21 protein-coding genes are annotated in these 23279 nt (G+C 32.2%); 1 reads left to right on the forward strand and 20 read right to left on the reverse strand.

Annotation, left to right across the window (positions count from 1 at the left end):
• Nucleotides 1-108 precede the first annotated feature (108 nt).
• The 15 genes from MHH96_RS00515 to MHH96_RS00585 form a co-directional block, all read right to left on the reverse strand.
• A complete protein-coding gene (locus MHH96_RS00515) occupies nucleotides 109-1161 on the reverse strand; it encodes a hypothetical protein (protein WP_144546120.1) in 1053 nt (350 codons plus the stop codon).
• Nucleotides 1162-1271: 110 nt separating this feature from the next.
• Complete coding sequence (locus MHH96_RS00520; protein ID WP_144546118.1) at nucleotides 1272-2258, reverse strand: NACHT domain-containing protein; 987 nt, start codon at nucleotides 2256-2258, stop codon at nucleotides 1272-1274.
• 59 nt (nucleotides 2259-2317) lie between these two features.
• Complete coding sequence (locus MHH96_RS00525; protein ID WP_047945083.1) at nucleotides 2318-3139, reverse strand: alpha/beta fold hydrolase; 822 nt, start codon at nucleotides 3137-3139, stop codon at nucleotides 2318-2320.
• A 407-nt stretch (nucleotides 3140-3546) separates the two neighbouring features.
• Complete coding sequence (locus tag MHH96_RS00530; protein WP_163187427.1) at nucleotides 3547-5190, reverse strand: FAD-dependent oxidoreductase; 1644 nt, start codon at nucleotides 5188-5190, stop codon at nucleotides 3547-3549.
• A gap of 60 nt (nucleotides 5191-5250) precedes the next feature.
• Nucleotides 5251-6549: an arsenic transporter gene (locus tag MHH96_RS00535; protein WP_328283316.1), complete on the reverse strand. Its 1299-nt coding sequence runs from the start codon at nucleotides 6547-6549 to the stop codon at nucleotides 5251-5253.
• 15 nt (nucleotides 6550-6564) lie between these two features.
• On the reverse strand, nucleotides 6565-6894 hold the full coding sequence (locus MHH96_RS00540) for an ArsR/SmtB family transcription factor (protein ID WP_171510383.1): 330 nt from the start codon (nucleotides 6892-6894) through the stop codon (nucleotides 6565-6567).
• A gap of 167 nt (nucleotides 6895-7061) precedes the next feature.
• Complete coding sequence (locus MHH96_RS00545) at nucleotides 7062-7400, reverse strand: ArsR/SmtB family transcription factor (RefSeq protein WP_144546113.1); 339 nt, start codon at nucleotides 7398-7400, stop codon at nucleotides 7062-7064.
• 113 nt (nucleotides 7401-7513) lie between these two features.
• Nucleotides 7514-7723, reverse strand: a complete 210-nt coding sequence (locus MHH96_RS00550) for a hypothetical protein (protein ID WP_016204931.1) — start codon at nucleotides 7721-7723, stop codon at nucleotides 7514-7516.
• 22 nt (nucleotides 7724-7745) lie between these two features.
• Complete coding sequence (locus tag MHH96_RS00555) at nucleotides 7746-9119, reverse strand: NAD(P)-binding domain-containing protein (protein WP_144546111.1); 1374 nt, start codon at nucleotides 9117-9119, stop codon at nucleotides 7746-7748.
• A 1-nt stretch (nucleotide 9120) separates the two neighbouring features.
• Entirely contained in the window at nucleotides 9121-9648 is a 528-nt protein-coding gene (locus MHH96_RS00560) for an arsinothricin resistance N-acetyltransferase ArsN1 family A (RefSeq protein ID WP_016204943.1), read from the reverse strand.
• 69 nt (nucleotides 9649-9717) lie between these two features.
• Nucleotides 9718-10176: a MarR family winged helix-turn-helix transcriptional regulator gene (locus MHH96_RS00565; RefSeq protein ID WP_047943233.1), complete on the reverse strand. Its 459-nt coding sequence runs from the start codon at nucleotides 10174-10176 to the stop codon at nucleotides 9718-9720.
• Between the two features lie 284 nt (nucleotides 10177-10460).
• On the reverse strand, nucleotides 10461-11432 hold the full coding sequence (locus MHH96_RS00570) for a TniB family NTP-binding protein (RefSeq protein ID WP_328283317.1): 972 nt from the start codon (nucleotides 11430-11432) through the stop codon (nucleotides 10461-10463).
• Nucleotides 11433-11442: 10 nt separating this feature from the next.
• A complete protein-coding gene (locus tag MHH96_RS00575) occupies nucleotides 11443-11661 on the reverse strand; it encodes a hypothetical protein (RefSeq protein WP_341116329.1) in 219 nt (72 codons plus the stop codon).
• A 136-nt stretch (nucleotides 11662-11797) separates the two neighbouring features.
• Nucleotides 11798-13513, reverse strand: a complete 1716-nt coding sequence (locus tag MHH96_RS00580; RefSeq protein WP_341116331.1) for a Mu transposase C-terminal domain-containing protein — start codon at nucleotides 13511-13513, stop codon at nucleotides 11798-11800.
• Between the two features lie 12 nt (nucleotides 13514-13525).
• A complete protein-coding gene (locus MHH96_RS00585) occupies nucleotides 13526-14164 on the reverse strand; it encodes a TnsA endonuclease N-terminal domain-containing protein (RefSeq protein WP_053215733.1) in 639 nt (212 codons plus the stop codon).
• 62 nt (nucleotides 14165-14226) lie between these two features.
• On the opposite strand from MHH96_RS00585, the gene MHH96_RS00590 reads away from it, so the two are divergent.
• Entirely contained in the window at nucleotides 14227-16038 is a 1812-nt protein-coding gene (locus MHH96_RS00590) for a TniQ family protein (protein WP_163187419.1), read from the forward strand.
• Between the two features lie 77 nt (nucleotides 16039-16115).
• Here MHH96_RS00590 and MHH96_RS00595 read toward each other — a convergent pair whose 3' ends face one another.
• From MHH96_RS00595 to rpiB, 5 genes are all read right to left on the reverse strand, one after another.
• Entirely contained in the window at nucleotides 16116-18008 is a 1893-nt protein-coding gene (locus MHH96_RS00595; protein ID WP_163187417.1) for a TniQ family protein, read from the reverse strand.
• A gap of 175 nt (nucleotides 18009-18183) precedes the next feature.
• The gene (locus MHH96_RS00600; protein ID WP_047943930.1) at nucleotides 18184-19377 is read right to left on the reverse strand and encodes a PDZ domain-containing protein; all 1194 of its coding nucleotides are present in this window, start codon (nucleotides 19375-19377) and stop codon (nucleotides 18184-18186) included.
• 229 nt (nucleotides 19378-19606) lie between these two features.
• Nucleotides 19607-21619 (reverse strand): transketolase, encoded by a 2013-nt coding sequence (gene tkt / locus MHH96_RS00605; protein ID WP_095258530.1) that lies wholly within the window; start codon nucleotides 21617-21619, stop codon nucleotides 19607-19609.
• Complete coding sequence (locus tag MHH96_RS00610; RefSeq protein ID WP_341116334.1) at nucleotides 21616-22503, reverse strand: 6-phosphofructokinase; 888 nt, start codon at nucleotides 22501-22503, stop codon at nucleotides 21616-21618. The genes tkt and MHH96_RS00610 overlap by 4 nt, the downstream gene beginning before the upstream one ends.
• A 90-nt stretch (nucleotides 22504-22593) precedes the next feature.
• Nucleotides 22594-23040, reverse strand: coding sequence for a ribose 5-phosphate isomerase B (rpiB, locus tag MHH96_RS00615; RefSeq protein ID WP_082138413.1), 447 nt, complete (start codon nucleotides 23038-23040; stop codon nucleotides 22594-22596).
• Nucleotides 23041-23279 lie beyond the last annotated feature (239 nt).

Below are 23279 nucleotides of genomic sequence, written 5' to 3' on the forward strand. Positions count from 1 at the left end.
TGGGGCAAAAATAATTCAAAAAAGCTACACAAATGATAAAATAATCAAAATGTGTAACTTTAAATTTGGGTGTAAATTTTAGGATTTTAATTAACTCTCTATATAATACTAATCAACCCAATTTATTGATTTCAAGTCTTGCTCTAGCCATTTATAAATAATGTCAGTTATTGGTGTATCCTCGAATATATCTAATACTTGACCAGTACGAGTCACACTTAACCACATACAATCATCTCGACGATATTCTTTAATTTTTTTACCAATTTCATAGATAATATTATCATCAAGATGAAAATCATCTGAATCTTCTTTTGTAAATTGGATATCTAAAATAAAATCTTTATAATCTGACGGCAAAGGTTCTAAGTGCCAATTTAATCCCGGACCCGCAGAGAATCCATCTGTTTCTTTAGGTGCTTGTAAATCTCCTTTTAGAGTAAAAGGATAAAGTACAAACTTCCTTAACCTATTTTTTAATAATGGGAAGAATGTTTCAACAATCTCTTTATATCCAATAATCACTTCTTTATAAATTTTTACAGTTCTTATATATAGCTGTTCATCGGAGTAGGCACTCCATACCCAATCGTCTTTAGGATTTTCAATATCCTCCCCAGGTATCGGACATTCTACAACATTAATACCTTTAATCTCTAAATTTGCAATGTAATCCTTATACAATGACATTGGAACTCGTTTTTTATTTACATTTATATCTGAAATATTCTGATATTCTTTTTCAATTCTAGATTTTATTTCATTTATACTGATACTTTTGGTGTATAAAGAGCCTTTCCTGACTATTTTTAAGGAAGTGCTCCACATTAATTCTTTATAAATTATCTCTGTACAGATGGGCAATGCCTTATTTTTAATTATTTTTGTTAATTTACCCCTTAATTCCTCGAATGTCCATCTCCAATACCAACTTGATCTATCACCTGGTCTAGCTCCTTTATAACTTAGCCAGTCATATTCAATCTTATTTCCATCTAGGATATTGATTTCAGGCAGTTTTTTTCTTCCCCTATACCAAGATATATATAACCATTCGTCATCTTTCAATATTCCAATAGGTAGGATAGTTCGATTCATATCCACTGGTGCAATAATATCAGCTAAGATGCCTAAAGATTTTATCCAAGAACTCATGGTCATTCTAATTTTTTCTCCACATTCTTGTGTTGATAAAGAGGTTATATCATTATGAATTCCCCATTTTTTTATACTTTCCTCTATTAGTACTGAAGCAAAACCTGGTACCTTTTCTACAATTTCGCGAAGAATATTGTCAATAGTATCCTCCTTAAATATGTAATTAGAATAATAAGAGGATATTTCCAGTAATCTAAAGTACCCTTTTCAATTATGTGATTAATATTTATCATATTTTCGGATAACGACTTAGCAGCAAACCATTGATTCAATATCGGAAGAACAAATGATATGTAACCATTTTCTTCAATAATCAAACCACTGTTTAAGAGATTCCTAACTTCGACAATGTCACCTATTTCAGTCTTTTTAACAGGAACATTTCCACTGCTAGTACTTATCATAGCTAAATTCATTAGTAACTGATTTGTATTTGATTCATTTATTTCTACATTTTTAAAGGCGTTTTCTATTAAGTATGCTAGTAGTTCGCCACTGGTATTGGGGATTATATTATTTATTTTTCTTAAATATAATCCAAGTAAAATCGCGAAAAGAGGACGTTGAATTACTACTTCTATGTCTTTAGGTAGATTGTAAAAATGATAAAGTTTTTGCTGATTGTTGATAAAATTTACTATTTCTAATGCTTCATCTTCATTCAAACCTTTCATTCTTATCTTTTCAGAGATATTAGCAAAAATACTTAATGGTCTGCTTGTAAGGATTATGCAGAGATTATCCCATCTTTCAATAGCTATACGCATATTTTCCAATATACTTGATGCGATTGATACTGATACTTCATCCATTCCATCTACTATAATCCAGTATCTTTTTGATTTATCAAGAACTATTTTTTCTAGATACTTTTGAACGTCAATGTCTAATTGTGCTGCATTTATACTTATCGGAATAGGAAAATCAAATTCATTCTCTGCTCTTAATAACAAATCTAAATAAATCTTATCAATAGCAAAAGATTTACCTAGTCCAAACTCACCTTCTATTACTACTAATCGTTTTTCGTCAGTTGGCTTTAAATATTCAAAATTATAGTGTTTATTCTCTAAAAAATATAAAGCTTGTTCTTTATCCAAACCATTTGCCTTAAGTCGTGAAATAGATTTTGCTAAAGTTAGCTTTCTTTGCTCATCTATTATTTTTTTTTTAATACAATATCTCTTTCAAAAATCTCATTTACTGCTTCACTAACATGTCTGTAACTTATAGAACTATGATTTTCTACTTTCAAGATCCCACTATGATCTCCTGGAAGAGGAATTCCTCCTGTCCATTTCGATCTGACAATATGTGGAATGGCGCTGTTTTCTGGCACAATAGTATCCTCTGTTCCAAAGAAAAATTTAAAATCTAAATTAATTGTTTCTAAATGCTTTTGCCATAATCTTATCGTTTCATCTAAAAAACTGCTATTAGGCTCTAAAGATGGAATTTGAGCATGCTTGTTTATACTTTTTATTAATTGATTATATAAAGCAAATGAAGAACCATTATATGGTGTAGCTAAACTAATCATACCTTTTACATTATGAGTTTGATTATGTTCAAGTTCCTCGAGAATATATCTTATAGCTACTAATCCACCCATACTATGACCGATTAATAATACATTTTTATATTGCTTAATTTTTTTAGAGTCAATTTCTCTTTTTAATTCCCTAGCCAAAGTTTCAATAGTAGTAAAAGGACCTTTTCCAACAGAAAAACTTTTAAATTTACCTAGTTTAAGTTTTTTAATTCCCATTAGAGCCAATAATCCGTTTGCTAAATGGAATGTATCATAAGTTATTTCCGCTACATCTACATTTTTAAATGTATCATCAGTTAAAAATAGATCTATCCATGAAATACCATCCTGTTTCCATGTATTATCAGATGCACCAAGTCCATGTATCAGTACGATTAAATTATCATTTTTTATATCATTTTTTTTATGTAACAATAAATTTAACGCCAATTCAAATCCCTCATTTATCCATATAACAAAATGTTAACACTCATAGTCAATTATACCAAGATATGCTTCATCATTCATTACAATAAGCGAAATACATTGAAACTTCGCTATCTTTCAAAATTACTAACTTTCACCATCTCTTTATCTTTTGAAACAAGATTGTAAGTTTGATTAGAGTTCATTATATCAATTTCTATCTGGAACGAAAAAATCATAATAATCACCTTGTATAATTATTCTGCTCCCATAGCGACAAAAGGAAGAGAAGTTCCATTTATTCAAGGGAAGCACCCATTTGTTTAAGTACATTTTTTTACAAGCTCTTCTTCTTAACTTAGTATTGGATATATAACACTTTTGCAAAAAAGACCCCAAGTACTCTACACCCGAGGTCTAAATGTTAATTTTTATTTATTCTTCATATAATTTTGGTAATTCTTATTTCCACCAGAAAGATTATATATATCATTAAACCCTAAGTTACGCAAAACATTTTGTGCAGCATTCCCAGTGACTCCACCATTACAGTAAGTTACGGTTGGTAAGTTACGATCAAGCTCTCTACTTTTCACACGCAATTCACCTAGTGGTATATTTATCGCACTCTCCACTTTTGATACATTATGTTGTTTTGGTGCTCTGGTATCAATTACTTGAAGAGCTTCTCCTTTTTTTATTCTCTCCGTTAGTTCCTTTGGTGTCATCAACTTATTTTTCTTTTCGATAGCATTTTGCAGAGCCATTCCAGTGTACATTACTGGATCTTTTGTTGTACTGAATGGAGGTGCATAGGCAAGATCAAGATGGAATAAATCTTCTGCTTTTGCTTTAAACGTCATTGCCGTTACAAATACATCAATTCGTTTATCCACACCTTCTTCTCCTACTATTTGGACACCTAATACTCTGCCAGATTCTCTATCTGCAATTGCTTTAATAACTAATTCTTTTCCTCCGAGGTACTCTGCTCTAGCTGGCTTAATATTATGAAGTATTTCAATATCATATCCTTCTTCTAAAGCTTCCACCTCATTCATACCTGTTTGACCAACAGCCAAATCAAATACTCTTAAGATACCAGTACCTAAAATACCTCGGTGTTCTAAAGAACCTCCCGTTATTACATCTCCAGCTATTCTTCCCATTTTATTAGCTGTACTTCCTAATGGACGATAGATAGGTTTTCCTGTAATAACGGAGTAGCTTTCAGCAACATCACCAACAGCATAAACATCAGGAAGGTTAGTCTGCATTTTGGAGTTAACTGCAATAGCTCCAGTACTACCAATTTCAACACCGATTTCCTTAGCCAATTGTGTATTTGGACGAACACCCGTAGCTAATATAACAATATCCGTTTCAATAGCTTTTCCTGATTTAGTTTGTACTTCCTTCTTGCTTATCGCAGTTACCTCATCATTTAAGATGAGATTGACTCCTTTTTTAACTAAGTGTTCTTCCACTCGTGAAGCGATATCTTTATCCATATGTGCCATTACATGATTACTACGTTGTACGATTGTTACCTCTAAACCTCTATGAGTAAGCTGTTCTGCCATTTCTAATCCAATATAGCCAGCTCCTATGATGGTTGCTTTCTTTGGTTGGTTTGCTTTCATATATTGATCAATAGCTGCTGTATTTTGTATCGTACGAACTTGGAAAACATGCTCTCCATCTACTCCATCAATATCAGGTTTAATTGGAGAAGCCCCTGTTGCAAAAACCAATACATCATAAGAGTCTTCTTTTATTTCATTTGTATCTAAGTTCTTCACTTGAACTTTCTTCTGCTCGGCATCAATTGTAGTTACTTCATGACGAGTAAAAATATCTACGTTATATCGCTTTTTAAACCAAGCAGCACTTCTTGGAGTTAATGTTTCCAGATTTTCTACTTCTCCACCTAGAAAATAAGGAATACCGCATATGGAATAAGAAATGTCATAGTCTGCATTATATAGAGTGATTTCCGCATTTTCATCGTTCCTACGTGCCTTTGCTGCTACAGATGTTCCTGCTGCTACAGATCCTATAATTAGTACTTTCATATTTATATCCTCCAAAATTAGTATCAATATTACTCTGTATAATTAACAATTCCCGTTCATTTATGAAAGAATGGAAAGCCACAGATATAAGCCGATTAGAGTTATCAAAAGGGTTGGAATAGTTAAGACAATACCTGTTTTAAAATAAGTTCCCCATGATATTTTTACACCTTTTTGAGATAAAACATGGAGCCATAACAACGTTGCTAATGAACCAATTGGTGTAATCTTAGGACCTAAATCAGATCCAATAACATTGGCATAAATTAACCCTTCTTTTATTACTCCTGTAGCATTTGTATCTGCAATTGCTAATGCATCAATAAGTACAGTTGGCATATTATTCATTATGGACGATATGATTGCTGCAATGAATCCCATTCCCATGGTTGCAACAAACAATCCTTGGTCTGCAGCTGCTTGAATAACACTAGATAGCAGGTCTGTTAAACCTACATTACGCAATCCATAAATTACGACATACATTCCAATAGAGAAGAATACAATTGCCCACGGAGCACCCTTTACTACTTTCTTAATAGATACAGCAGCGCTTCTTCTTGCAAATACAAGGAAAATAATCGCAATTACACCTGCTATGATTGAGACTGGAATAGACAGGAATTCACTCACGAAATAGCCAATAAGTAAAACAGCTAAAATCATCCAAGATAAACGAAACATCTTTAAATCTTTTATTGCTTCTTGTGGTACTTTTAATTGATTTAAATCATAAACCTTTGGAATTCTTTTACGGAAATATAAGTACAACACCAGGATACTTGCTATTAAAGAAAAAATATTTGGCACAATCATTCTGGATGCATATTCTACAAATCCGATATCAAAGAAATCAGCAGAAACAATGTTGACCAAATTACTAACAACTAAAGGTAATGATGTAGTGTCTGCTATAAAACCACTTGCAATGATAAACGGAAAAACCATTTTCTCGTCTAACTTTAAAGCTCTAACCATCGCTAAAACGATTGGTGTTAAAATTAGTGCTGCCCCATCGTTTGCAAAAAACGCTGCAACAATAGCACCTAAAATAGCAACGTAAACAAACATCTTCAGGCCATTACCACCAGCAACTCTTGCCATATGTAAAGCTGCCCATTCAAAAAATCCAATTTCATCTAAAATTAAAGAAATAATAATGATTGCGACAAATGCTAGTGTTGCATTCCAAACAATTCCTGTTACGGCAATGACATCATGGAAATCAACTACACCAACTAGAAGAGCTAATATTGCCCCGCCACATGCTGACCAACCGATAGATAGATTTTTCGGTTGCCAGATAACTAATGTTAGTGTTACTAAAAAGATAATGATTGCTAATATTGTTTGTAGCAAAGCTGTTAACCTCCATTAATTACATATAATTCTTAAACCCTTTTCCTCCAGCCATTGAAATTTTTCTCTCTGACTTGGTACATGTTTTAGTAACTCTTTTACTAATGCATAGTATTCACTTGATGTGTTTAAAGAATAAACCACCCATTGACCTTTTCTTTGTTCTTTAACAATTCCAAGATCTCGCATCTTCCGTAAATGCTGGCTAATAGAAGGTTGTGACATATTAAAAATTTCAACAAATTCACAGACACAACATTCCTGTTCATCCAACATGCTTACCATAGATAATCTTGTTTTATCTCCTAAAAGCTTTAATACATTTGCAGTATCCTTTAAATCCATTACAGTTGCCAGATTTATTTACCTCCCTTAGTATCTTCAAAAAAAAATGGTACTCATGTAACCAATCAAAGATATTAATGAAGAACTCATTTGCGTATATAATTATATGCTTATATGTTAATTATAAAAAAAGTTAATGTCAACCACATTAACCCTTATTATTTTATTTATTCACAAGAAATACGCATTCCGTTTTCCTCAAGCCAAATAAATTTTTCATTTTGATTTGGAATGTAATTTAAAATGTTTTTAATCATAGGGAAATATTGATTCCCTTGCTCTAGAGAATAGATAACCCATTTGCCTTTTCTTTGCTCTTTAACCAGACCAGCATCTTTTAATTTTCTCAAATGTTGACTTATAGCTGGCTGTGACATTTGAAACACATCCACAAATTCACATACACAGCAGTCATTTATCATTAGCATTCCCATTATGGATAACCTTGTCTTATCACCTAGTAGTTTCAAAATATTCGCAGTAGTATCTATTTGTTCAATAGTCATGTATAATCATCCGTTCCATTTGAATTACCTTTATACTAAATGGAGTAGTCATACTATGCAAGAAAATAAGAGTTAGTTAAACTCTTATTTTCTCTTTTCAATAGTATATTTAATTAATGAGCTATTTCCTTCTCTAATTCGCAATAAGCTCGAATGAAATTACTATAGGATATAGATCCAAGTGTATTTTCTTTATTGCTAAATAATCTTGCAAAAGCCTTTTCTCTTGCTAATTCAATGGAAACTTCCAAACTATTCATGATTAATTTCAAGTAAGCTTTAAAATAATCTTTACTTAGATTGCCACCTTTATTTATAACCATATATAACCCTCACTCTTAATTATTAGGAGCAACACGAATTCGTCTCACAACTATTATTAGGTGTAATATTAGAGAAACTCACGCTACAAACCCCTGTCTCAGGTAAATCTAGCTCTACTTTTTCAGAAGATTCTATATCTCCTGCCATAAATGCTGCTATTGAACGTACCTGTTCATATCCTGTAGCCATTAAGAAGGTTGGAGCTCGACCATAGCTTTTAGATCCAACAATATATAGATTCTTCTCAGGCTGCCTCAATTCTTTTTCACCATGTGGACGAACTGTTCCACAGCTATGCAAATTAGGATCAATTAAAGGAGAAATTGCCTCTACACTTTCAGTAGCAAAATCAACTTTTGTACGTAATTCATTTAAAAAAGAGTAACTAGGTCGATTTCCTGTATTGACAATAACTTCATCAATCGATTCAATTTCCAGCTTTACACCGTTCACTTCTCCTATAATATTTAGCGTTGAGGTATTATTCCTTTTTATCAACTGATCTACTCTAAAGGAAGTGTGTACTTGAACGATCCCTTTATCCACCAATCCATGAATTCTGCTGCCTAATAATCCTCTTGCTTCTAAGGCATCCTTTTCCTCTCCACCATATGCATCCTCTACCCGTTCTTTGCGGATAATCCATATAATTTCTGTTTTAGGGTTCTTTTCCTTTAAAATCCCTAATTCTAATAAAGCATTAATGGCAGAGTGACCGCTTCCTATAACTGCTACTTTCTTATTTTTGTAGCGGTTTATACTTTCTCCCAAGATATCAGGTAACCCATAAAAAATGTTGTCCTTCAGGGATTTTTCTGATTCTAACCAAACTCCATTGGAGTTAGCTGGATTAGGATTTCCCCATGTACCAGTAGCATCAATGACAGCTCTTGCCTCAAGAACTTGAATAGTCCCTTTATACTCTGTATAAATAACAAATGGGACATTCTCTCTGTTAGCTGTCTTCATTTTATCGGTATTTTTTTTGGCTATAGAAATGACTTTTGTATTTAAAGCTATTACTTCTTGTAATTCTGGAATCTTTGATAAAGGGATTAAATAATTTTCCACGAGTTCTTTACCAGTAGGTATTTCCTCAAGATTCGGTTGTTCCCATCCATATCTCTCTAATAAAGTAGATGCTGCTTTATCAATGTTGTATTTCCATTGTGAGAATAGTTTTATATGCTTCCAAGTAAGGATGTTTGCTCCAACTTCAGTTCCAGCTTCTAGAATAATCACTTTTTGCTTATATTGAATGAAATGAGCTGCAGCAGCTAAACCTACAGGACCCGCACCGATAATAGCTATAGGTAATTCTTTTTCAATATAATCATTTTCTTCAATCGCACTAGAAGGCTTACAGCAAGTTGATAGGATATTGAATTCTGACATATTATTTACTCTCCTTTGTTTTTAACAAATAATAATCTTGATCAAAAAGCAATTTTTCCATAATCATTACATCTACAAATTCCCCTCTTAATTTTCCTTGATTTTTAAATAATCCAACTTTCCTATAATTCTGCTTTCGATAAAGACCTTGACCTAAAGCATTGATAGGGAATGTAAAGAGCACTAACTTGTAAAAACCATGTGATTTTGCTTCTTCTTCTAAGACCCGTAATAATTGCTGACCTATTCCTTTCCCCCTAAATCCCCTATGTATATATATGGATAGTTCTCCTACACCCTGGTAAACAGCTCTTGTATTATAAGCATTTATGGAAGCCCAACCAGTTATTTCTCCTTGTTCGTTTGTTGCTACGAAAGCACAATATCTTCCATTATGGAGATTAAACCACTTGTAAATATAGTTTTCGTCTTTAAGTTCTTCTTCAAAGGTGGCTATTCCATCTTCAATTCCTTGATTATAAATCTCTAATATAGCCAATAAATCCCTTTCCTCTACTTTTCTAATCATTTTTCCAACTCCTTAATTGACTTTCACATTAATTGACTTTATCAATTATAATATTTAATGAAAGCCACCTTATTTGGTGGCACAACTACCTAGCCCATTGTTTTTATTCATTGCATATAGAAGCAAACTTAGACTTTCCATTACCTGTTGATGTTTATCTTCCTGAATATGTTGAAAAATATTACCTAGATACTCTAACATTTGATTGGAAATTTCCTCTGCCTTCAATTCCCCTTCATCCGTAAGTGACAAAAGGACATACCTTCTATCATTAGGATCTGGAACTCTTAAAATAAAGTTAAGTTCAACCAGTTTATTTACCTGTCTACTTAAAAGCCCTGTATCCATCATTAACTTTTCTGCCAATGTCTGTAGAGATATATTTGGGCTCTTACTTAACTCATAAACAATGTGACTTTGTGATACTGTAATTCCACAACAATCAGATCCGTCTTTCTGAAGAAGACCAAAGTCCCTTACCAATTGCTGGAGCAATTCACGTATTTGAATTTTATCCTGTGTTTTCATATATTATCGCCTCTAATTAGATGTTATCATCATTAATTGATAATGTCAAATAATATTTTGAACTTATACCTTATTCAACTCCCCCTTTAGTTACACAAGAGACTCCTCCACTAAAATAAAATGAGTGTTAACTTTTAAATTAAGCGTTAATTACTATTAACCTTAAATCTCATAAAAAACGTCTAATCCCTTATGAAACAAGGTTCTAGACGTTTATCAATTATAAAAGCGTTAATATTAGTAAAAACGAGTTCATTTATTTTTCACCTTCTTATTACGCGTTATTATATGTATTTTTTCATCCTTTTCTCTTTCTCAAATGCATCAATCAAATTAAATTTCTCATCATTAAATGGATTGATAACAAAGGGTCTTGTTGATAATGAAATGGATTTAAATGAAATATACAAGTCATCCTCAGAAATTAAATCACTCCCACTTTTTAAAGCCTGTACGGTTGATTCTTCTATTAGTTTTTTTATATAAAATGGATTTCCTTTAGTTGCATAAAAAATCTTCTTTGCTAATACTGGATCAGCTAAGAAAGCTTGCTCAGGAAAGGGCAGTTGCTTATCTAATCCATTTAAAAACGCTCTAAATTCTATTTCCTCTTCTTTCGATTGGTAGGAAAAAGGCTGTAAACTTTGCTTTTCACAAAAGCGGCGGTCTAATTGTTCATTATAAACAAAGACTTTATTTGATTCAGGCATTCCGCATACTAATATTGGTATTCTAACTTCATTAGATAAATTTTTCACCCAATTAGATGCTTTGTTTAATACATTTTTACTTTCGCTATCAATTAAATGTTGAAACTCATCTACTATAATCATTTCAACTTCACACTTTTCAACAAAAGATAATATTCTGACAGTCATATTATTCTCTGTACCACGATCATAGTTTGGATCTCCCATATTCAACAATATTTTAGAAGCCACTGACTTTGGTGTTGCTCCTACAGGAACTGTTAAATATAAAATCGGAATTTTTGTAAAACCATCAATAATTTTTCTCGGATATTTACTTTCATACTCTTTGAGTAGAGTAGATTTCCCAAGACCAGTTTCACCATATATAAATAAACCATCAGGCTGAACAGAACCAAAGGATAACTGATGGTGTTCTTCTATTTTATCTAATATTTTTTTATAACGCGGATATTGAATAATGATACTTTTAACGTGCTCTTTCCTTTTTTTTAATTCTTTGACATCAGGAATTTTACCTTTTAGTGGCTTAAATAATTCATTCATCGTTATGACCTCATTTTTTGAAACTCACTCCATAATCTGGTAATGAGTCTAAATCAATATAATCACTATTACTTTTCCCAATCATTGTTTCTTCATCTTGTAATTGCTCTTTTTTACTTTTAGTTGCATATTTTTTCTGTTTATTTTCCCTTTCTTTCTGTTCATCATAATGAACAACTATTGTATCAGCTTCAATAGGACTTTCAATTTGTAGTTCCGCTAATCCCATTGAAGAAATACCTTCATAATTATAACTCTTAGGCAAATCTCGTTTATTCAACTGTTCCAAGTTGCGTTTTTGTTTGTTATATTTCTTTTTATCACAATTTGTGAGCTCTTTTACTTTTCTTATGGTTTTTGCTAAATTAGGTTACATCATCTTTGTTAGCGCCAAGTGTTCTTACCGAAGAGTCTAGTTCTAACTGAGACAAATAAACAGGTAAATTCGTGGGAATTTCCTTTCTTTCAAGAGATGTGTTATTTGCTTGAATATATATTTTTTTAAATTTATCATAAACATAAACAGATCTCATATCCGCTAAGTCATATCGAACTTTAACAGACCCAATTTTCTTTTCGTGTTTTACCTCGTTAATTAAGTTAGCTCTAAGTTCCATTAAATCTTTACTATTATAGTATTCGTTTTCTATAACAACGCCTTTATTTTGTATCTTTCTATAATCTATTCCACTCATAAAAATTAATTTAAGCTCTTTTTTGCTTTGTGGTATAGGTAATTGTAGCAAAGGATTATTCACTAATCCTTTAAGCCATAGATCCTTTGGCTTTCCTCCTCGTCTCTTATCATAAGAATTCGCAATTACATCTACCATCACCAGATGAGCCATATAAATAAACGTCTGCATTGTTATACAAGCTTCTCCTACAGAATCATATAATCCTTTCTCATAAACATTTGAAAAAGTCGTTCCTTTTAATGTATGAATCCATGTAGTGTTAAGTGTTCTAAATCCTCTCTCGATAGTTCCCTTTTGATAACCAGCACCAACTTTACAAAAGTGAACATTTATATTTAACTGTTGGCAAGTATCCTTAACATCATACGATTCATTTATTATTGAATTATCAAATACTACCTCAGAGGGTTTTCCATATGCTACCCAATCATTTTCTATTAAGGGATATAATTTTTTCAGGTACGTTTTTGGCATAATAGAATGTAATAGACATTGTTTCACCGCAGATGCATTTACATCCTTAAATGTTACATAAAATCCTAGTGGATGACCGGTAGCTTTTTCTATTGCATAGACTAGCCAAGGACGTTCTGGCTTTAGTGTCGATGGATTAATTAATAAGACATCGACAGGTGTCCAATCAATTTCCACTCTTTCCAAGGGTTTAGTAATTACAACTTCTTTTCTAGAACCTTTCTTCCTCAATTCAGTTTCAACTTTACCAAGCCTAATCTCTTCTTTTCTAAATTTGTCTTCTATAGTTTTCTTCCTTCTATAAAATGTAGAACGAGATACTATTTTAATTTTATTTTTATCATCTCTAAATCTGTTAATTTCTTCGATTCTTAATGAAAATTCAGAAAAAAGATGTTCATCTGTAAACTTTTCACCACTATATTGGAATTCATTTACCAGTTCTTCTATTAGTTCGACTATCTCTCCCTTTGTATAATGATTTTTGGGACCAGGCTTCTTTTTTACAAGAGTTCGAATATCTTCATATTTTTCCCATCTACTCTTCCATTCATAAAAGGTTGTTTTACTAACTTTTGGTTCTATCGTATCTAAATAACTCTTAATTTCTGCAGGTAGTATCTCTCCATCTATCACTGGTTTTATAATTTTATACCTTCTTTTAGCCTCGTTAACTGAATCTATATCTAGCAATGAAAAGTCCCTAATTTCAAATTCATTGCTGCGCCAATCGTTATTTCTGAATACTAATTCTTCTTTATTCCACTTTTCTAATAAGTGTTCTTTATCCCAAATCTCGATTTTATTGTAATTTAAATTCTCTAGTTCGATTGCTCCATTTATTTCTCTTCTAACTATATATCTATCTTCATCTATCATTAACTTTGTTCCTGCTAAAAATGCAAACATACTCATTAGTAACTATCCCCTCACAATATCTATAAAAGTTTCATCATTGAGTAATTCATTTATGAGATCAATATTTAATTGCTGATTATAAATCATATAGTATAAATTCGAATAAATTTCTGGACTAGGTATACTATCATCAAACTTTATGATATCTTCCATCTTACTTTTTCCATTTTTTTGTATAAAATTATAAATTTTTATTTTTGTACTTTCTTTAGTTAACCTTTCGTCGACTCCTCTAATCTTATCGAGGTTTTGTATTAGATATCCTTGTCTTATATCTTTTTCTGTAACTATTTTGAATTTCCATCCTTTTTTTTCACAATATATTTTCCCTACTTCAAATTTAACTTTATTATCTTCTTCTTTAATCTTATCCTCTGGCTTAACTTCAAAAATAATATACTGTTTATCCTTAGTTTCCACTAAAAAATCAGGAAAATATTTGTATATCTTCCCTTTATATCTGTATTCTATTTTTATTGGTTGAGATTGAATTTTTATGATTGAAGGATCAAAATCTAAAACCTTAATGAAGTCCTTCTCTAACAGACTCTCCCAAGCAACCATTTCATTAGACTTTTTGCTATTTATAAAGCCTCTAAAGCTGCCTTTTTTGGATGGTTTTATTTTTCTAACTTGTTCCATATTATCACCTAGTTTACCAGAGTATTTTTTTGGAGATTATTATATTTGAGGTGAAGAACATCATGTTACTTTTTTATTTAAAGCCTAAGAACAACGAAAGCCTTACTGGATTCTTTTATAGGACGGCAAAAGAAAACTTAATGGATAACATAAAATGGATTAATGATCACTTTTCCGTATTTACAGGTTATCAGCCTAATGTTAATTTAATGAATTGGGGCGAACAAAACCATATTAAAGATACTTCAAACTTTTTACGCATCGAATATCAGCTTGCAAACAGTATGACTTTTACTTATCTATTAGAATTTCACGGTTTAAGAGTAGATTATACCAAGAACACTATTAAGTGCCCTTGGTTTTCATACCAAACAACAAAGGTTTGTCCAGTATGTTTAAAAGAGGAACCGATTCACCGTTTAGACTGGAGTTTTACATATAGTTTTATATGTAGAAAGCACAAATTATTTCTAATTGATAAATGTATGTATTGTTCTAGAGATATAAATATTAAGACCGTTATTTCCGATAAATGTGTTTGTGGGATGCCTTTATCTTCAGCTAAACCCAAAAATGTTACATTATCTCTTCTATTTAATTATCAACAAGAGGTTGATAAATTTTTCTCCCATGATAAAACTGTTAATATTAATGATTGGATTTCAAATTCTTCGACATTCTATTATGCATTAGAGTTTTTAGCAACTTGGATACCACAAACAATCAATATTGATGAGATTATAACATTAGATGGTTTTAAATATAGCGGAAACGCAGTTGTTAATAGCCGTTTAAAAAAATCAAAAACACTTATTCAATCTTGTCCTTTATACATACACGCTTACATATTATTGAGGGATTGGCCAAAGCAATTTTATACATTCATTAGATTGATGAAAAATAAAAACAACCTTAATAGTTTTCGTCTATTTTGTAATGCTGTTAATAAGTTAATTGGCACTAATTTGGAACCATTGCACACTGAGTTTATGAACTATATACTTAAGAATCAATTACCAAATAGTTATCCAAATCAATTTATTAGTATAAAAAAGGCATGTGAAATTACTAAATTAAAAGAAGATACAATTAAAAGAAGTGATTTTTTTCAGCTGTTTATGTGTAACTTCAAGGAAATGGAATTTTTCTTTGTGAAAAAAATGGAAATCGAAAAATGGTTGTCCCTTTACAAAGAATCGATTTCAAAAGAACACTTACGGAATACTTGGCGGACAAGCCCAAAAGTTACTTTTAACATACTTTCCAATAATGTATTATGGCCAGCTATTAACATACAAACTGGTTCTGTAATGCAATGGCAAATCCCTATTGGCAAATTAGAAGAAATCACTTTAAGGTTACAACAGAGAACCACTCTAATAATTGGACCAAAAATTATTTTAAATAAAGCCTTTCAGTGGGTTGGTGTACATTACTCTTTTGTTGTAATTAAAGCAATGTTGGCAGGGTGCTTACCATTCGAATTAGATAAAAAAGTTTTGGGTAATTCTTTGGTTTCAAAAAGAGTACTTTTTAAAATAGTTCGAAATATTGTTGTTAAACTGGCTAAACAAAGTGGAGTTTTATCGCAAAAAGATGTTGCCTTCTTGTTTGGTGTTAAGAAAAAGGATATTGAATATTGGATTTGTACAAATAGACTTAAAACTAATAGCTCAGGGGCTATTACAAACGATTCCTTTACTAAATTTGAATCCAAGTACTTTACAACCTTTCAAATTTCCATGATTAAATCTATTAGTACAAAAAGAATATTAAAAAAATATAATAAGGGGAAATTGATTGCTGTTTCAGGACCTGAATTAAACGATGGTAAACGCTTATTATTCTTAAAAAGCGTAATTAACATAATCTAATAAAGATTAAAATAGCTTTCTAATGACTGAATCCTACTGAATTTTATTAATTATTCAAAAAAGCTGAGATTTTATATTTATTCTTCTATAATTAGCTTTACATCACTTTTACTATATATTTTAAATTTATTCTGGAAATGATTTAATACAGGGCTAATGTCTTTACTAGTTAATGTGTTTAACAGTAAGTCAATGTCTTGGGAAACAAGATCACTAAGCTGAGATAAATTAATATAATTATTTTTGTATTTTTTTGCTTCATTTACTGAAAAATATGGCTTTTCCATTAGTTCGGTTGGTTTTAATAGCCCATATTTGATTAACAAACTAATTTGACTATTTTTTATCCCTAGGTATTTAACTAGTTCCAGTCGAGATAATACCCCTTTTCCTGTTTCTAACTTATTTTTTAGTGACTCTTCCCATACTTCATTTTTTCTAATAAGATATCGTTTTAAGCCTGTATCTTTCACTCTTTTATCAACCACACGTATTTTCCCCTTGACTATAAGTGTAATCATATCGGATAAATTGGTGCCTACTGAATATTTAATACTCTTTGTAATATCTGTTAGCTCTTCTTCATTACAAGAAATTTGATTACTTTGTAAACAATATCTTTCATACCTTTTCTCTATAATTCGGAAGATTTGGTCAATCTTCCGCCGGTCATATAATACTTCATTAGTACCATTAATGATTGGAGAACTTTTTACTTCCAAAAGAGTCTTTTCTAAAGAAATCACACCGTTAAGTGATATGTTTAAAATACTACTTGTTACTTTTCTATTAACCAAGAATCTTTTATTTGAAAGATATCTATTAACACTTTCTCTCGATATTAATAAAAATTCTTCTCTCTCCTTGGTAATACTCGCTTTAAGAAATCCATTAGCTATAAGTTTTTTTACAGTAACGTGTTTGCATTTTAACATGTTAGCGACTTGTGATAATGAAAGATAATAAGCACTATAAATATCCTTGTTAAAACTCCTACTATTTGAAATTAATGAACTATCCCAGTTTTTAAATATATAATTTTCAAATTCATTTCTTAAGAAGTCCATTTGAGGATGATTATACTTATTATATAAATCAATAAAAAAGTAGCCAAAGTTATTAATATAACTGCCTCTATCATATTTAGGCTTACACTTCTTAAAATTTCTGTACAATTCCAAAAAATCAGAATAATTAACAGGCCAATTTTCGAATCTTTTTGTAATGTTCATAATTAAGGTAGTAAATTCTCTATCTTCATATTCAAATGGAATTGAAATACTCCCTACTCTACTCTTATCTCTATAGTACAATCTTATAAAAAAGTGATAAATCAATAAGATATATTTTAGATCAAGTTTAGTTAACAAATTTAGATTACTTTCTTTAAAATTTCTGGTATCAGAGTTAAATTTATAATAGATGATTCTCGACACGAAGGAATTGCTTTCGTCAGCATTTTTAACTTTTAAGGTCCTTAAGTCCTTATTACATTTACAATAATAAAACTTCTTTCTATATTGTTTAATTGGTTTTCCACAGCTACTACATGAAGAAACAAGGAAACAATTATGTATTGGACATACTAAAAAAATTCTTATATCCCATAATTTATGATGAATACCAACAGTTTCAAGGCATCTAGGACATACCTTAGCATGAGCATTCATCAAACTGTCTTGATACAAAGAAAAATTAAAATGCTTAAATTTTCCTTTTTCATAGTCAAACTCGTTATAAAATGTAGTTATTAATAATTCATTAAGTGACAAGCCAGTTAAATTCATTAAAGATGAAAAATCAAATTTCCATGGTAGCAGATTGCGAGGACCAATATAGTGATTAAAATCAGAATCGTTTAATATCCATGTATTTGTTTCATACATATTTTCAATTGATAATCTATTAATATAACTAAAGATATTTTCATCTTTTCTAGGTTTAACTACACAAAGTAATTTTTTGTTCAATAAATAATCACCCCCAAAAAAGTTATTTTACTTATAAGTTTAAAAGATATAATAATATATAATTGAGTAATCTTAAATCAATTTAAGATTACTCAATTTTTCATTCCGAATAATTATGAAAAACCATTCCGGTCAATTATGAAATTATTCCGGGGAATTAAGAAAAATCACACTTTTACACTGCTTCATTCCCATGAACTTTTTCATCTGGAATCAATAACAAACCTAATTCATGGTGATCGCCCTCAAATAGAGCTCTTTGCACGAAACGAATTTCGCCATGAGTATCAAAGACCTCCAGCTTACAATGGGCAGAATTCTTCTGTAATGCTTTGTATAATTGAATTTTATCTTGAACTGGAATGCTATTTACTTTCGAAATCATTTCTCCGATTCTAAGTCCCATTTTATCAGCGGGCGAATCTGGTACAATTCCCAAAATTACTACCCCATTATTTTTTCTAGAAAAATAAAAAGATCTGTTTTTTTCTTTATTTCTCTGTTTTAAAGTAATCCATTCCCGACCGATAATGGCTACAATCACTAGGGCAAGCGATGCAAGCGGGTATAAATAAGCTGCCGCTCCACCTACTATGACAAAAGAACCAAGAATAATTAGATTTCGTCCCACATTTCTAATAGCAATAATAGGGTGCTCTCCTTGTACTTCTAGTTTTGCACCAATCAAGAACGGAACGAAAATTAAAGAATAGGTTTGATTTGCAATAGTAAACATAGGCCACCATTCAAATGGAATCGTCAGTACGCCTGATGGGATAAATAAAAATACCGGCATAATCCATGCTCTTTCAAGTAAATGAACACCTATAACTTGACCTCGCTTACTTTTCTTCAATCGCGGCGAAGTCCCCTTTACTCCGTTTCCACGAACAAATATTCCCTCGGAAATAATCAATAAGCCTAATAAAATAATGGCAGTTGGAAAAATATACTCAGAAGGCTGAAGATTGCTTTTAGAAAACAAGAAAAAATCCAAGCCAAGGAAAACAGATACACTACTTGCGATAATGCCTAAACCAGCCGTGTATACAGGTGATAATATTCTTGTTTTTCCAATTAAAGCAAATATTATGGTGAAAATTCCTGTGAAAATAATAAATTCCATTGGAACTACTAAAACAAGACCAATTGAAAGAACAGAAACACATAGCCCAACAATTATCCCTCGTGGAAGTAATTGTTTCAGTTCAAAATAAGCATCCCGTGCTCTTACTGTGAAATTTCTTCTTTCCTTTTTCACTCTAGATACCCCTAAAAAAGCGGCAAATAAAAATGATAAATAAAAAACAGGATTTAAAAATAATTTACCAAATCCTTTTAATAGTTCAAGCAGCCAATCTTGCCACATAAAACTTCCCCCATCCTTACAATAAGCTTTCAATCTATTCATTCCTCGAAATAAAGGAATTTAATCTTTTTGATAATATAAATCTATTATATTCTACTCATATGGTAATAGAAAGACTATGTGGAAGAAATATCTATCTTTTTATCAGTATTTCTAATTATATACTAGTTTTTTCATACTAAAAAAAGCTAGCAACTTATTACAGTCGTTAGCTCGTATTCATTAGTGTTTAGTTTTTTGCCATGGAAGCTTTCACCTTAGCAACAACATTTTCCACCGTAAATCCATACTCTTGGAAAAGTTTATCTGCCGGAGCTGAAGCACCAAAATGATCAATTGTGATATGTTCCCCTTTTGCACCGATATATTCTCTCCAGCCAAGAGAGGCCCCAGCCTCGATAGCAACACGTGCTTGAACGCTTTCCGGCAGTATTCTTTCTTTATATTCAGGAGATTGCTTTTCAAAAAGATCCCAGCTTGGCATACTTACCACATTTACAGAAATTCCTTCATCTGCTAAAGCTGCTTGTGCCTTGATTGCAAGAGAAACTTCTGATCCTGTTGCTAAAATTAATGCCTGCGCTTCCTCTGAAGCCCGGGAAAGAATGTATGCACCTTTTTTTACCCCTTCGTATGCTTCTTCTTTTGTTATGTCGAGAGTCGGCAGGTTCTGACGTGTCAATACTAGCGCTGTTGGTGTATCTGTACTTTCTAATGCCAGCTGCCATGCAGCAGCTGTTTCTTTGGCATCTGCTGGACGAATAATCGATAATCCTGGCATTGCCCGTAGGGAAGCTAATTGTTCAATTGGCTCATGGGTCGGCCCATCTTCTCCGACAGCAATACTATCATGTGTGAATACATATGTTACTGGTAGTTTCATTAATGCTGCTAGACGCATAGCTGGACGTAAATAATCAGAGAAAACGAAGAATGTTGCGCCAAATACTTTTACTCCGCCATGCAGTGCTAATCCATTTAATGCTGCACCCATTGCAAATTCACGTACACCAAACCAAATATTTCTACCAGCATATCCATCGATGGCAAAGTTCTTTTCAGCATTCATTAACGTCTTATTGGATCCTGCTAAATCAGCTGAGCCACCAAATAAAAATGGAAGTTCTTTTGCTGCTGCTTGAATTGCTTTCCCTGAAGATTCTCTTGTTGCCATCGATTCCCCTACAGTAAATTCAGGTAGCTTTGCTTGCAAATCAGCTGGTAACTTCCCTTTGATTGCGGATTCTAATTGGCCAGCTAATTCTGGATAGGCTGCTTTATATTTTTCATAACGTTCATTCCATGCTTTCTCTTTTTCTGCGCCTGCTTGCGCTAATGCCGCAAAATGATCCGATACTTCTGCTGGAACGCAGAATGCTTCTTCATATGCCCACCCATACGTTTGTTTTGCTAATTGTGTTTCTGAAGCTCCAAGTGGTGCACCATGTGATGCAGATTTTCCACCTTTATTTGGAGAACCGTATCCAATTATGGTTTTCACCTCGATGAGAGTAGGAATCTCTGATTGTTTCGCCTTTGTAATAGCCTTATGAATTTCTTCTATATTATTTCCATCTTCCACACGGATAACTTCCCATCCATATGCTTCAAAACGCTTTTGAACACTTTCAGAGAAAGAAAGATGCAAATCACCATCTAACGAGATATCATTGGAATCATATAATACTACTAATCTACCTAATTTTAAATGACCTGCAAGCGATGCTGCTTCTGCAGATACGCCTTCCATTAAATCGCCATCACCGCAGATGCTGTACGTATAGTGATCCACTACTGGATAATTTTCTTTATTATAAGTTTCTGCCAAGTGTCTTTCTGCCATTGCCATTCCTACTGCCATCGCAATTCCTTGTCCTAATGGGCCAGTAGTTGCTTCCACACCTGGAGTATGGCCGAACTCTGGATGACCTGGCGTTTTACTTCCCCATTGACGGAAATTTTTCAAATCATCAATGGTTACATCATATTGAAATAAATGTAATAAGCTATAAAGAAGCATGGAGCCATGTCCTGCTGATAAAACAAACCGGTCACGATTAAACCAATTAGGATTAGCTGGATTATGATTCATTTCCTTTGCCCATAGTGTATATGCCATTGGTGCTGCCCCCATTGGCATACCTGGATGACCAGAATTTGATTTTTCAATGGCATCAATGGATAATGTTCGAATTGTATTTACTGCTAGTTTTTCTACGTTTGCAACAACTGTATTAGTCATACTATCATTCCTTCGTATTTTTTATTTAAATAAAGAACTCCCTCTTTTTTCACTGCTATTTCTCCTGTCGGATTATCATTTTTTATCCATAATAATATGGTTTCCGCTATTTCATTTGCTAATATTCGATCAATTGTTGTTGGATTGGTTCCCATGCATAGAGCTTCATCAATTTCCGTGTATTTCCAATCCACATTTAAAGAGCGAATCAGCTTCTTCTCTACACTTGCTTTATTTAAATGACTGTATACTAGTACTGAAGAAGTTTGAAGAGAATTAAAACTATTATCGATTTTATTACATAAAAGCTCTACTTCTTCTAATTCAATCGTATTTGCTAAAAAATGGCCATCTACCGCCATGGAAATATCTTGGAGCATATGATTCGAAGGGTATCCATTTATAGCAATGCCAAACAATCTTGGTTTTTCGTATTTCAGAGAATGAATGGTATCTTTTACCTTCAGAACCATTTGTGTAATACTGTTAATAGCGGTGTCATAGCCTAAAGACCAATCTGAACCTTTGATATTGTTATAAATAGAAACGGGAACGTATAAGGAATGAATCGTTTTGCTCATTGCAAATGTCTGCGCCCACCGTTTTTTTGCCTGTGCATCGCCAATAAAAATTATACTATCCATCGGGGAACAGATTTCTTCCCATCTAATATTGTCTAATAATGGAGTTGGCTTCAATACATAATCACTTAAATAGGGAGAATCATTATTAACAATAAATTCAAGATAGTCCGCTTTCCCTGTTTCTTTATTCACTTCAATCCCAAATAATTGGTGAGTTGGAGTCAATTCATTAAATATTTTATAAATAATCTGCTTTACTCCCCCAGGCAGTACTCCTGCAATCATGATACCTACCTTCAAATTGGATGCCTCCTGTTTCCCCTTATTTAGTCTTATAGATTTCTATTTGTTAGCTGTTTTACATCCTTTTATCTTTATACTCTTTATCTATCAACATAGATATTTTTCTAATTCCCCAATAGCTCCGACTCTTCTTTCATGTCTTCCTCCTAAAAACTTCGCCTGAAGCCATGTTTCTACAATTAGCAAGGCCAACCCTTCTCCTGTCACTCTCTCTCCTAAACATAGAACATTACTATTATTATGTTCCCTAGTAGCTTGCGCGGAAAAAACATCTCCAACTACAGCTGCTCGAATTCCTTTTATTTTATTTGCCGCAATACTCATTCCAATGCCAGTTCCACAACAAAGAATTCCTAAATCATTTTGACCTCTAACAATCGATTCTCCCACTTGTTTGGCGTAGTCTGGAAAATCTACACTTTCTCGACTGTGACAACCAAAATCTTCTACTTCAACTTCTTGTTCTAATAAATATTTCTTCACTGCTTCCTTTAGCAAAAATCCACCATGATCACATGCAATGGCTAACTTCATGCTCTTCATCCTCTCTATTAGTCAACTCTATTAATCGGGAAAAAACGTATTATTTCCTTCCAGGAAGAACCAAATAATAGAATCTATCATGAAACAATCAACTCTCATGCCCATTACATTTTGTTAGTTCCTTTTTGGCATGTTCATTTTATCACATAAACCCTAGTTATCTGTATACGTTTTCATCTTCAATATTGTTATTTCTTTTGTGCCATCTAGTGATGAAAGATAATTAATAA

Source organism: Niallia sp. FSL K6-0212 (assembly GCF_038007605.1).
Taxonomy (GTDB): Bacteria; Bacillota; Bacilli; order Bacillales; family Cytobacillaceae; genus Niallia; species Niallia circulans.

What these genes read in the sequence shown, in the direction of transcription:
- MHH96_RS00570 (WP_328283317.1), bottom strand. Translation starts at nt 11,432, where the DNA reads ATGAATGAATTATTTAAGCCACTAAAAGGTAAAATTCCTGATGTCAAA.
- MHH96_RS00545 (WP_144546113.1), bottom strand. Translation starts at nt 7,400, where the DNA reads ATGACTATTGAACAAATAGATACTACTGCGAATATTTTGAAACTACTA.
- MHH96_RS00565 (WP_047943233.1), bottom strand. Translation starts at nt 10,176, where the DNA reads ATGAAAACACAGGATAAAATTCAAATACGTGAATTGCTCCAGCAATTG.
- MHH96_RS00555 (WP_144546111.1), bottom strand. Translation starts at nt 9,119, where the DNA reads ATGTCAGAATTCAATATCCTATCAACTTGCTGTAAGCCTTCTAGTGCG.
- MHH96_RS00530 (WP_163187427.1), bottom strand. Translation starts at nt 5,190, where the DNA reads ATGAAAGTACTAATTATAGGATCTGTAGCAGCAGGAACATCTGTAGCA.
- MHH96_RS00515 (WP_144546120.1), bottom strand. Translation starts at nt 1,161, where the DNA reads ATGACCATGAGTTCTTGGATAAAATCTTTAGGCATCTTAGCTGATATT.
- MHH96_RS00550 (WP_016204931.1), bottom strand. Translation starts at nt 7,723, where the DNA reads ATGGTTATAAATAAAGGTGGCAATCTAAGTAAAGATTATTTTAAAGCT.
- MHH96_RS00585 (WP_053215733.1), bottom strand. Translation starts at nt 14,164, where the DNA reads ATGGAACAAGTTAGAAAAATAAAACCATCCAAAAAAGGCAGCTTTAGA.
- MHH96_RS00575 (WP_341116329.1), bottom strand. Translation starts at nt 11,661, where the DNA reads ATGGGATTAGCGGAACTACAAATTGAAAGTCCTATTGAAGCTGATACA.
- rpiB (WP_082138413.1), bottom strand. Translation starts at nt 23,040, where the DNA reads ATGAAGTTAGCCATTGCATGTGATCATGGTGGATTTTTGCTAAAGGAA.
- MHH96_RS00580 (WP_341116331.1), bottom strand. Translation starts at nt 13,513, where the DNA reads ATGTTTGCATTTTTAGCAGGAACAAAGTTAATGATAGATGAAGATAGA.
- MHH96_RS00590 (WP_163187419.1), top strand. Translation starts at nt 14,227, where the DNA reads ATGTTACTTTTTTATTTAAAGCCTAAGAACAACGAAAGCCTTACTGGA.
- MHH96_RS00600 (WP_047943930.1), bottom strand. Translation starts at nt 19,377, where the DNA reads ATGTGGCAAGATTGGCTGCTTGAACTATTAAAAGGATTTGGTAAATTA.
- MHH96_RS00560 (WP_016204943.1), bottom strand. Translation starts at nt 9,648, where the DNA reads ATGATTAGAAAAGTAGAGGAAAGGGATTTATTGGCTATATTAGAGATT.
- MHH96_RS00540 (WP_171510383.1), bottom strand. Translation starts at nt 6,894, where the DNA reads ATGGATTTAAAGGATACTGCAAATGTATTAAAGCTTTTAGGAGATAAA.
- tkt (WP_095258530.1), bottom strand. Translation starts at nt 21,619, where the DNA reads ATGACTAATACAGTTGTTGCAAACGTAGAAAAACTAGCAGTAAATACA.